Annotated in this window: 10 protein-coding genes and 1 riboswitch; all 10 genes read right to left on the bottom strand. The window is 44.9% G+C overall.

All coding sequences use genetic code 11. The annotated features are described in order from the left end of the window. Window positions 1-275, bottom strand: a 275-nt coding sequence (locus tag GKG41_RS15465) for a formate--tetrahydrofolate ligase (RefSeq protein ID WP_154260239.1), incomplete at its 3' end; no start/stop codon positions are given. A gap of 63 nt (window positions 276-338) precedes the next feature. Further along, window positions 339-893: a folate family ECF transporter S component gene (locus tag GKG41_RS15460; RefSeq protein WP_154260237.1), complete on the bottom strand. Its 555-nt coding sequence runs from the start codon at window positions 891-893 to the stop codon at window positions 339-341. Between the two features lie 90 nt (window positions 894-983). Continuing rightward, a riboswitch (THF riboswitch) is annotated at window positions 984-1,085 on the bottom strand. A gap of 66 nt (window positions 1,086-1,151) precedes the next feature. Beyond that, entirely contained in the window at window positions 1,152-1,799 is a 648-nt protein-coding gene (locus tag GKG41_RS15455; RefSeq protein WP_154260234.1) for a DUF3786 domain-containing protein, read from the bottom strand. A 13-nt stretch (window positions 1,800-1,812) separates the two neighbouring features. Then, complete coding sequence (acsV, locus tag GKG41_RS15450; RefSeq protein ID WP_154260232.1) at window positions 1,813-3,756, bottom strand: corrinoid activation/regeneration protein AcsV; 1,944 nt, start codon at window positions 3,754-3,756, stop codon at window positions 1,813-1,815. Window positions 3,757-3,969: 213 nt separating this feature from the next. Then, a complete protein-coding gene (locus GKG41_RS15445) occupies window positions 3,970-4,356 on the bottom strand; it encodes a hypothetical protein (RefSeq protein WP_154260230.1) in 387 nt (128 codons plus the stop codon). A 32-nt stretch (window positions 4,357-4,388) separates the two neighbouring features. After that, a complete protein-coding gene (locus GKG41_RS15440) occupies window positions 4,389-4,607 on the bottom strand; it encodes a protein pyrBI (RefSeq protein WP_154260228.1) in 219 nt (72 codons plus the stop codon). A 659-nt stretch (window positions 4,608-5,266) separates the two neighbouring features. After that, window positions 5,267-6,052: a carbon monoxide dehydrogenase/acetyl-CoA synthase methytransferase subunit gene (gene acsE, locus GKG41_RS15435; protein WP_154260226.1), complete on the bottom strand. Its 786-nt coding sequence runs from the start codon at window positions 6,050-6,052 to the stop codon at window positions 5,267-5,269. 95 nt (window positions 6,053-6,147) lie between these two features. Further along, window positions 6,148-7,494 carry an acetyl-CoA decarbonylase/synthase complex subunit gamma gene (gene acsC / locus GKG41_RS15430; RefSeq protein WP_154260224.1) on the bottom strand — a complete coding sequence of 449 codons (1,347 nt, stop codon included), beginning with the start codon at window positions 7,492-7,494 and terminating at the stop codon, window positions 6,148-6,150. 26 nt (window positions 7,495-7,520) lie between these two features. Then, window positions 7,521-8,462 carry an acetyl-CoA decarbonylase/synthase complex subunit delta gene (gene acsD, locus GKG41_RS15425; protein WP_072853010.1) on the bottom strand — a complete coding sequence of 314 codons (942 nt, stop codon included), beginning with the start codon at window positions 8,460-8,462 and terminating at the stop codon, window positions 7,521-7,523. A gap of 75 nt (window positions 8,463-8,537) precedes the next feature. After that, complete coding sequence (gene acsB, locus GKG41_RS15420) at window positions 8,538-10,661, bottom strand: acetyl-CoA decarbonylase/synthase complex subunit alpha/beta (protein ID WP_154260221.1); 2,124 nt, start codon at window positions 10,659-10,661, stop codon at window positions 8,538-8,540. Window positions 10,662-10,724 lie beyond the last annotated feature (63 nt).

The raw sequence follows: 10,724 nt of genomic DNA, 5'->3' as shown, positions 1-10,724 counted from the left end.
ACCATAACGTTTTTGCCAATCTTGCGCATACCGTCTGCCAGACCTACGGTAGTCGTTGTCTTGCCTTCACCGGCCGGCGTTGGAGAAATTGCTGTTACCAGAATTAACTTTCCATCCTTCTTATCGGTGTCACGAAGCATGTTGTAGTCAATCTTAGCTTTGTAGTTTCCGTATTGTTCCAAATATTTTGGATCAATACCTGCTGTTTTTGCAACCTCCATAACCGGCTGCATGGTCGTTTCCTGTGCAATTTCGATGTCTGATTTGAATCCCATTGTAAAATCCTCCCTTTCTAAAATAACCGGCTATCACCAAGTTATTTTCAACCAATTGCAAAATTACCGTTTCACTGTCTCCGGTGCCTTCCCCCTTATTTGGGACATAGACTTGGTTACTATACCAGTCAGCGGGCTTCTGTAAAGAGCAAAAACCAGCATACTGTTCACTGCTGTCAAAAGCAATGTCTGTACAGCTCTTGTAGAATACAGAACTGCCCATGGCATACCTGTATACAGTCTGAGCCCAAATGTTGCAAATCCCAGGGACCCCACAATCCCGTGAAGTGCAACAACGCCGAAGAACCGGAAAATATCCGGTTTCCTGGTCACAAATCCTTTTAACAATCCCGGGAGTACTCCTGTAAGTACAGAAGATACCAGAATCAATGGATTCGGCGCGTACCCTGAAACCAGGCATCCGAGAAGATCTGACAATCCCCCGCAGATCCCTCCCACGAAAGGTCCAAACCAGAACCCTGCCAGGTAAATAGGTGTAGCACTGACCGTAATGCGAAGTGAGCTTCCAATGTTAATTGCCACCACTCTGGAAAGAATAATATTCATGGCAATCAATACACCGGCAAAAGCGATAACTCTGCTATTCAGTTTTTTCATGATGTATGTTCCTCCTTAGGCATACAAAGGCCTTCTTCAGGTGTATAGTAGATCTACACCAAAGAGGCAATACATCATACTCTTTAATGCAGTAGCGGATGCAATATTACATCGTGGTAGAATTTCACGGCCACCTTCGTCCAAGGGCAACTTCCCATCCCAAGGCACTTTACGCGCAATATTTACTCTACTATATCATGGTTGACAAGTTACAATTTATCAAAGCATCCGTAAGGATGTTTCGATCGGCAGGAAAAGTTACTGCTGTTTCTCCAAAGTTTTCAAAAGGCCGATAGAAATATCGCCCACCACCGCCATATCCTCTGCGGAGAAAGCAATGGGAAAATTATCTGAGAATAGTATCTGGGACGACGGAGGAAATTCCTCATCCCCTTCCCACAAGATAAACCGTACAAACAAGTCATTCATAAATTCAAATTCATAGGAAGCATCTCCCAGATCAAGCTTTTTTGCCCCCAGATGCTCCATAATTTCCTGAAATCTGGTAATTTTAGTCCCATAACCAAATGCCAGCCTTGCCAGGCATCTCCCCTGAAAATTTCTAAAATAGAATTCTCCCCAGGGAACCTCCCGATATGTGAGATATTCGCCGGCAGAGGGTGCTCTGTTTCCCTCCACCAGATAACGAAGTGCCAGGATCTTGGCATTCATGGCCGTCTCCAGGGGATAACTGCCGACAGTATCCTCCCTGTGTCTGATTTCATATTCCGGGTAGGAAATCTCATAGCTGCTTCCCATAAGACGAAGTATAAAAAATTTATTCTCTTCATCGTATGGTATACCGGTTCTCTCACTTATCTCCGCCGGATCCATACTCTGGTATTTCTTGAAATAGTATTCAAACGGCCGTTGTTCTTTACTGTCTTTTGCGTAATCAAAATTCATATATCACCTCAGATTATTCAGGATTCTGTCCAGTGAGTTCAACGGATGGGAATAAAGCTGCATCTGTATGCGGTATAAAGCAAGAAGCAACAAATTCATCCATATAAGTCGGAACTGCACTTAATTCCAGATAAGTCATATTCTTAGCAATTTCATAACATTTTTTCTCTGCCGCTGTAGACAAGAGCATAGCATAGGAGCCTGACAGAGAAGAATTCCCAATATAGTGGAATTTGTCCAGAGGAATATCAGGAAACATTCCGATTCGGACTGCATTGCCCATATTAATGCCGCTTCCGATTCCACCCGCTACATATACATCTTCAATCATGGATATATCAAAGTCCACCGAAGAAAGCATTGTCCTGATTGCAGAGAAGATAGCCCCCTTGGCTCTTATAAAGTTGTCAATATCCACTTCGTTGATCTCAACATCCTTTACAGACCCGGCATCCTCAGCAAATGCGAGCACATAGCTTCCCATTCCGTATTTATCGTGGCGGACGCGTTTGCCGTTTCTGATAAACTTGCCCTTTGGATTAATAATTTTTGTCCGGTAGAGCTCACCGATGACATCAATGATGCCGGAACCGCAGAGTCCGATCGGCTTAGTTCCTTCTTTTCCAATCACATGGAAGCTGGGTTCCATGGTTTCCGCATCTATGGTGCAAGCCTCTATGGCCCCATCCGTGGCCCTCATCCCGCAGCTGATGTCTCCGCCCTCGAAGGCAGGACCTGCAGAACAGGCACAGCTCATCAAAAAGTCTTCATTTCCGAATACCAACTCTCCGTTGGTTCCCAAGTCAATGAAAAGAGAAAATTCCGGACGGTTCCAGATCATACTCACTAAAGTGCCTGCAGTAATATCACCGCCCACATAGCTGCCGATATTCGGTGCCATAATGATATGGGCATCCGGATTCACTGTAATACCCAAATCAGAAGCATACAGAGAATTGGTTTTATAGAATGTAGGGATGTAAGGTTCCATCCGAATAGGATCCCCATTCATCCCTGTCAGTAAATGGTTCATGGTTGTATTGGATGCCACGCTCATCCTGTAGATATGGCGGGGATCAAACCCTGTGGCACGGCACATCTGTTGAACCATAGGATTAATCGTTTCTTCAATAATCGCCTTCTGCAGTCTCTCGCTGCCGCCGGGCTTCACAGACTCAATAATACGGTTAATAACATCCGCGCCGTAACGGATCTGTCCGTTTCCTGCAGAAGCTTTGCCGATTACATCGCCGGTCAGCATATTGATCAATAGAGCAGATACTGTAGTTGTACCAATATCTATGGCCAGTCCGCCTATTACAACCTTCTCAGTCTGTGGATAAATATCATATACAAAGGCATCGTCACTGGCTACCCGTATCACGGCTTTTACTTTAAAGTCGCTTTCCCGGAACACATGGGACATTTTCCTCAACGCAGAATATGGAATCCGGACACTATTTAGTCCAAGCTCTTTCTTTAGCGCCCTGGTAAATCGCTCATTGTCCGGCATGGTGTCATCCAGGGTAGGTACATTCATACACACATCTACCGTTCTCAAACTGTTCTTGAGAACAATACCGGCCTGTTCGATGTCTGATTTTGCTTTCTCGAAGATGGCGATCTCTTCTTTTGAGCTTAAATCCGCAACTTTCATTCTGCTTCGATATGCCGATGCAATATCGGGAACTACCACTTCCACATCGCCGTTTATCTTGCTGACACAAGCCAGCCTCCACCCCTGCTCGTACTCCTCCTCAAAGATATGGCGCGTCTTCTGGGAGTCTAACTTCCCGCTGATTAACCGCACTTTACATTTTCCACAGGATGCATTGCCGGAACAAGGGGCATCAATGGCAACATTTGCCTTTCTTGCTGTTTCCAGAAGGTTTTCCCCTTCCTGAGCGTAAGTCGTGACCTTTTCACCGCTCTCGAATCTAAAAGTTACCTGAAACATAGCTTCATTCGCCTTTCTTCAATATAATTTTACAATTATGTATGTTCGCCTGAACCAAGCTACAACAACTGTAATTGACCAGCAATTTTTTGTCAGATTGACAAATGCTTGTCAATATAAATATACCTTACTCACCCCTTTACTGTCAAGCAAAAGGGCACTTTACAAAGCAAAAAAGAGAGCGGCGCCCAGGCCTTCCCGGGCGCCGTTCTCTTATCCAGATTCCTGCTCTGACTCTAACCGCAGCTTCTCTTTTTTCTCTAACTCGCGCAGCTCCTTTTCTTTTCTTGCTCTGGCCGCTTTCCTCTTCTTTTTCAGCTGCTCCAGCTGCTTTCTTTTTCTCTCCTCCTCAAACATTTTAAACTCGATAAGTTTCTTCTCTTCTTCTTCTTTTATCTGTTTTTCCCTCTGTTCTATATCGGCCATCGCTTTTTTCTCCAACACAGGGTCTTCAAACAGCAAAAATTTCTTAAAGGCATCCGGATAAACAAACTTTTTGGGAATCTCGCTGCCGGCAAACCTCACCATTATATGGGAAACACCTGCCTCCAGCACTTTTCCCTTACCATATTTCTTATGTACTACCTGTGCACCAACCATATATTCCTGTCACACCTCCAGCTGCCACATAATCAATCCAGGTATCCGTCAGTCTTGTAAGAATTATACTGCTTCCTAAGCCTCACAACAATAGAACCATCCGCCTGTTTTTCCTTACTCTCAATGGAATACCTGGTTCCCTTTTTGTCCAGCTTACTGCAGAAAATTTCTAACTCCTGCTCTGGATTGGCATCATTCATTGTGTCAAATTTCATCGTCTGCAGGAGACATGCACTTGTAATTCTTCTCATAATTCATACACTTCCTTTTCTTTGACTTACTTATATTTTATCATTGCAAAATTAATATTTCTAATTCATTTTTATGCTGTATAAAAACTTTGTAACTTTTTCTGATTGAAACAGGAGGTGTATTTATTCAAAATTACTAAAATGATAGTTTTGTGTATGTAAAGCTCGGGGTAACATAGTCGGCCAGCGCAGCGTTGCAGACGGACGGTCAAGGGAGGAGGTCTTGGGGCCAGGGGTACTGGGTGGATCTGCTTGCTGCTGCGTTTCTCCTCAGCTAACTGCCTGGCCGTTCACTAAGAAGCTCAGGAGAGCCTTCGCTCCTAAGTGACCGCCGGCAGTGGATCTTCGGACGCACTCCGCAGTCTGCGCAGATCCACCCAGTACCCCTGGCCCCAAGACCTCCTCCCTTGACCTGGCAGAGACTCACTTCACATTCACGGAAAACGGGTGGGGAAGGTCGAACGTTGTACACTCTTCCTCTTGTTTCCCACTATTGATGACTCGATGTTTTGGATAAATAGCCCACCGCCGCAGGATTTCTCTCACCGTCCCTGCTTTCAAAAAAGCCGCTGCTCCACAGTCCCTATAAGGTACCTGCTTCACAGCGGCTAGATCACTCACCTATATAAATTCCCTATTCTTATACCAAAACCCCGATATTACAGTTCCAGATAAGAATCAGCATATAATGTATTATTTTTGAATACATCGCAAGATTTGATGGTTTCCATTAATCTTACGTCGCATGGGTTAACAATTGCAGATGTCAGACCCTGCATCATACACATAGCAACCATTGCGGAGTCCATGATTGGTCTGATGTGTTTTGGCATACCATTGGAGTTGTTGGATAATCCACCGGTAGAGTTCAGACCCATATCGCTGAACATCTTGATAGCTTCCAGAACTTCCATCTGTTTGTCCTGCATACCTTTTACAACTACGAATAATGGGTCAAACCACAGATCTGTTGGTTCCATGCCCAGCATCATACCATGCTCTAACATAGTCTGGCAGTGTACCATACGCTCGTCATTGTCTGCAGCGATTGGTCCATTGGAGCAAAGTGCGATTACAATGGCATCGTTGGCAGCAGCTAAGTCAATGTAGCCCATTCTATCACCGGCGTCAGCGGAGTTAACGATTGGTTTGCCTTTTGCTCTGTTATATACAGAAATACCTGCCTCAATAGCTTTCTTGTTAGCTGTATCCAGTGCTAACGGAACATTGTCAAAGTTTTCCTGAAGGAGCTGAACTGCCCATTTCATTAAATCTTCACCGTCATTCTCAGCAGGTCCAATATTAACATCTAAGTATGTAGCTCCAGCTTCTAACTGCTCTTTCGCACGTTTTAAAATAGCCTCTGGATTTCTTGTTGCCATTGCCTCACGAATTGCTGGTGAAATACAGTGAATTCTTTCCCCAATTGTAATAAATTTTGCCATGCTCATTCTCCTTTTCATGTAAGAAATTATATTTCATTCCCCGGATCCGGGATTATGCAGATCCGGGGTGCTTTCATGCAGATAAGCCTGTCCTATTAGCCCTGCATATCTTTTAAGAACTTAACTAACTGAACAGCCTCTAAAGGACCAACGATAACTTCCCATCCCGGAAGTTTTGCTTCAATATCGCCCTTCAATACAGCTACTTTACCCGGGATAACCAGTTTTCTGCATTTAATCTTATCTTCAACCTGCTCAGCGATGAACTTAGCAACAGATGTGGAGGATAATTTACCGGCAGCCCAAGCTGTCAGTACGGATAATCCGCCGGCATCGCTGATTAATAAGTTGCATGGTACTCCGGATCTTTCCAACTCGCCGGAAACAATGAAGTATGTAAGAGCAAAGTCTACGGTTGTCAGGCAGACAGAATTCTCATCAGCGCCGTTGATTGGGTAGATACCAGGCTCAACCTTCATTGGTTTCTGAGGATCTGTAAATACGTTCTGTCTTAAGCCGAATAACGGAAGTGCTTCTGCATATCCCAGTTCTTCCATAACAACGATGGAACCATATTTCATGGTGAATAAGGATACCAGAGCCTGCTGTAAATACTTATCTCCCTGAGCTAATTTTGCAACATTTACAAGAGAAGGATAACCGAAGGTTCTGTCCTGATCTTTCACTGCTGCTCTTCTGATCTGAACGGCTGCTGCGAATGCATCCTTAACAGAAGCACATCCAACATCCAGAATCAGATTCTTGTTTCCTAATTTTTCAAGTGCTGCTACTGTATCATATAATTCATTGAGGTCAGCTCCGGTTACACCGAGAACAACGCCTGCCTCAGCAGCAACAGCATTCATTGCTTCATAGTTAGAAGCGTCAGCGCCGTTTAATACTGGTTTGCCGTCTTTGCATACTGCCAAAGCAGCTTTTGCCACTTCCGGATCCTTACATCCCAGAACCAAAGTTCTTCCTGTAGCGTTTGCCTTTTCAACCAAAGCCACATACTTGTCCTGTCCGGCTTCTTCAGAGTAATTAACATAGAGCATTTCCACGTACATTCTTTCGCCGATACGCTCATAGTCTACCGTTGGAATCTCAGCTAATTTAGCTTCGATGGCTGCATCGTCCATGCCGCTGCACAGAGATACCGCATATCTTGTCTTGCTTACATATGTTTTTTCATGTCTGTAGAGAACAGTCTCTCCACCTAATGTATATTCACCGTCTCCGGTACCAACCTTAATTGTTTTCATTGGAGGTGCGGTAGCCTCAGATAAAGAAGCCAGCGCTTCCTCTGACATATGCGGGCAGGCTGAGATATCTACAGCGCCCTGGGCAACCTTCATAGAAAATGCCATACATGTTGGTGAACCACAGTCCTTGCAGTTGGTTTTTGGTGTCATTTTAAATATTTGAATACCTGATAAAGCCATAATATTTTATCCTCCTGTTCTTCCGATTATACTAATTCTTTAATCATTTTTGAAATGGTTGCAACAGATTGAGGATGTTTTAATATAACTGCATTAGAACCTGCTGCTAAGTCAGCGGAAGCTGTCATGATCTCCATGGCAATACCTCTTTCTTCCTTGGAACCCCATTCTGGCATATCATCTTCAGAAGCCATGGATTCTTTTACGTTCCATGTTTCATCTGCTACTGGTGTAATGATAGGCATCTGAAGCATAGCATCATCCTGAGATAATGCTGCTGCTTTGATTCTGTCCATGGTAGATACCACGTATTCATAACCATAACCTGCGGCTGCAGTACCAACGTTCATAACAATACTCTCAGCTTTTACGCCTAACTGTGTTGTAACAACATTCAACTGTTTTGCAAGGTTGATATCTACGGCTGATTCAGCACCAACTTTCTGATTGTAAGCAAGTCCGGCAGCTGCGCCTACTGCTTTGTAATTCTCTTCTCTTGCAGAGAGAAGCAGTACGTTCTTTCCCTGAAGGGCGTCTGCTACCTTGGCTAATAAGTCAGCATCTTTTTCTACGTTCTTGCAGCCTTCTACTACTAAAGGACAGGTAACAGCATCTGCCACCTCTTTAGCAACTGCAACTAACTCTTCTACAGATTTGTTCTCTCCGTTTGGATCTCCGCCTTCCAAACGCAGACAGATAAAATCAGCACCTTCCATAGCTTCAGCTTTTTTCGCCATCTCAGCAGGTGTCGCTGCATCTCCATAAAATTCTTTCAGTCCCGGAACAGCATCTCCCAGTCCTAAATCAGAGATTTCCACACCTACCTTAGGTGCATTGTCTATTGGGCCGTCAAATGTGTAGAAAGGAAATACACTTTCTCCACCTAATTTGATAGCTTTTTCCCCGCATCCAATCTCAACTGTGTTAATGGTTGCATTGAACTTTTGTGGTTTTTGATTAAACGGCATTTTAATTAGCCTCCTTTAATAATTTTAGTGCGTACGCCGATAGAAATACACGCACACTCTCGTAAAATAATTATACTACATCATAGGGTTCATTGACAAGGCTGGATGACCTTGTTCTGTCAAAAATGCAACAAGGGTTTCGGGATCCTGAGCAATGGTTTCGTCTGCCACCATTCCGGTGAAATTATCGATGCCGTAGAGCTCTTTGGCAGTCTCGTTCAGACGCTCTGCCACCATATCCTTTAATTCCTTGGGCATCCATACAATTCTCTCAATTCCGCCCTCTGCCTTCATGAATTTCTTAGATGCAATAAAGTGCTTTCCATGTCCCATAAAGCCGGGTGTCTGCACACCGCCGCCGGTCATGGAAGCCAGTTCCGGGAAAGTCATGCCAAGAGGAGTCATACCCGCATACTCTCTGTTCGTAATCACAACGCCGTTTGAGAATGGCTCAATGCCGCAGATACACTCAAAGCATCCGCAGGACGTCATCGGTTTTTCCATGATGGAATACAGTGACACTTCTTCCAGCGCCCCCTGGGACAGCTTATGAACTGCCTCATTCACATCTTCAAACTCACCGATTCTGTCGTCAATACATTTTTCTTTTGTGATTACCTGGCAGGGTCCGTTGGGATCCAGCTCATTGGTAGCTTTTGCATCCAGCCAGGACACAGCTCCGCACAGTCCCAGTCTCTCCGGCGTCACTACGCATACATGAGAAGGCGAGAACGCCTGGCACAGAATACAGCTGTAATAAACATCTACTGATTCATCTGTCAGATTGCGCAGCCTGTCATCTCTCTTGTCAAATGCAGGTACGGCAAGTTCATGGCGCAGCTTTGTACAGTCTTCCGGCATTGTATAGATCTTTACCTGGCACTTGTCAACCACTGCCTCAAACTCACTCTTTACCTTTGCGTAAAGCACTTCACCGATGTGTTTTGCACGAAAACCTGCCTGATATGCGTCCTTGCTGATACGAACCCGAATCATATCTCTCTGGCCTGTATGCATCACACCTTCAATACAGTTAATGTAGCTGTGGAACTTACGTTCAAATACCGGCTCAAAGTCCGGCTGCATATTTTTCCCTGCCACCTCTACAATATAAGCAATACTCTGTTTGCTCCCCTCAGGGAACTCGTCGATCTCAGGACCAATGATCTCAATCCTGTGATCTTCGATCTCCTCCATATCTTTAGACTGCACTAACTCAAAACAGTCTACCCTGGAGCCGTCGAATTCCACCTGCATATCGCCCCGGCGGATAATTTCTCCTTCAAAAGCAGAGGCAAAGGCTACAGGAATATCAATGTTTGTAATCTTAATCTTTATATTCCGCGCTTCCAGAGAAGTCTTATTAAAGTCCTCCACCTTTGCAGGGATCAGTGCGCCCGGAACCTCTGCGATTCCTTCTGTCTCGTTGGAGATCACAGGAAATCCCAGCTTGATTGCGCCTGCGCCTGCAGCCAGAATCACATCGTCAATGGGTGCGAAAGCGTTCACAAATGCAGGAACCCTCTCCGCGGTATAAGACAGAAGAGCACCTGCGTCTCCGGGAGTTACGTTTCCGAAGATCAGGGCAGCACGAATAGCCACGGATACAACGTGGATGACAGATGTAACATCTTTTCCCAGAGGAATAACACGGACGTTCGCCCCTGTCTTATATCCCAGTTCTTCGCACTGATCAATAATTCCTCCTACCAGAGTTACCAGAATTCCCTGTGCCTGATAGCTCTTGATGAGGTCAACCCCTTCTTTTGCCGTAGGAGCACTTCCCAGGACAACTGCCACACCCGGGATATCCCCGGTTACCAGCGGCACACCCAATTCGCGGATCACTGCATCTGCAAGATGACCGTAGCAGGGTTCTTCATAGGGAACTGCTCCGTCCACATATTTCAGAGCCTCGATAAACTCCGCACACAGTGCAGTGGCAACCCCTGACATCAGCGCATCATCCAGTTCATGTTCTCTTGTCATTAGTGTTTTCACAACACCGACAGCTTCTTTCAAATCTCCCAGTGTCTTGACTTTTACACCCGTTACAGCATAATAACACGGCAGACAATAGGCTGTGTTTGGAAATCCCACTGCCTTATCTGCCCCATTTTTTTCTATTGCATCGTCAATAGCTCCCACTGTTAACCCGTAAACCGCATCATTTCCGTTAAAGATTCTGTTAATTAACAAATTCTCATCTCCAATCCAAGTCCTTTGCGATTTTAGCACTGCCCCCGAAGGGGCAATGCTAAT

This window comes from Lactonifactor sp. BIOML-A5, assembly GCF_009677585.1.
GTDB lineage: Bacteria > Bacillota > Clostridia > Lachnospirales > Lachnospiraceae > Lactonifactor.
Note: the sequence above shows the minus strand (reverse complement) of the source record. Positions and strands in the feature narration are given on the sequence as shown.

Bases quoted from the DNA above. Each gene is read 5' to 3' on its own strand.
- acsC (WP_154260224.1), bottom strand. From the start codon at position 7,494: ATGGCTTTATCAGGTATTCAAATATTTAAAATGACACCAAAAACCAAC.
- acsD (WP_072853010.1), bottom strand. From the start codon at position 8,462: ATGCCGTTTAATCAAAAACCACAAAAGTTCAATGCAACCATTAACACA.
- GKG41_RS15445 (WP_154260230.1), bottom strand. From the start codon at position 4,356: ATGGTTGGTGCACAGGTAGTACATAAGAAATATGGTAAGGGAAAAGTG.
- GKG41_RS15460 (WP_154260237.1), bottom strand. From the start codon at position 893: ATGAAAAAACTGAATAGCAGAGTTATCGCTTTTGCCGGTGTATTGATT.
- acsE (WP_154260226.1), bottom strand. From the start codon at position 6,052: ATGGCAAAATTTATTACAATTGGGGAAAGAATTCACTGTATTTCACCA.
- GKG41_RS15440 (WP_154260228.1), bottom strand. From the start codon at position 4,607: ATGAGAAGAATTACAAGTGCATGTCTCCTGCAGACGATGAAATTTGAC.
- GKG41_RS15455 (WP_154260234.1), bottom strand. From the start codon at position 1,799: ATGAATTTTGATTACGCAAAAGACAGTAAAGAACAACGGCCGTTTGAA.
- acsV (WP_154260232.1), bottom strand. From the start codon at position 3,756: ATGTTTCAGGTAACTTTTAGATTCGAGAGCGGTGAAAAGGTCACGACT.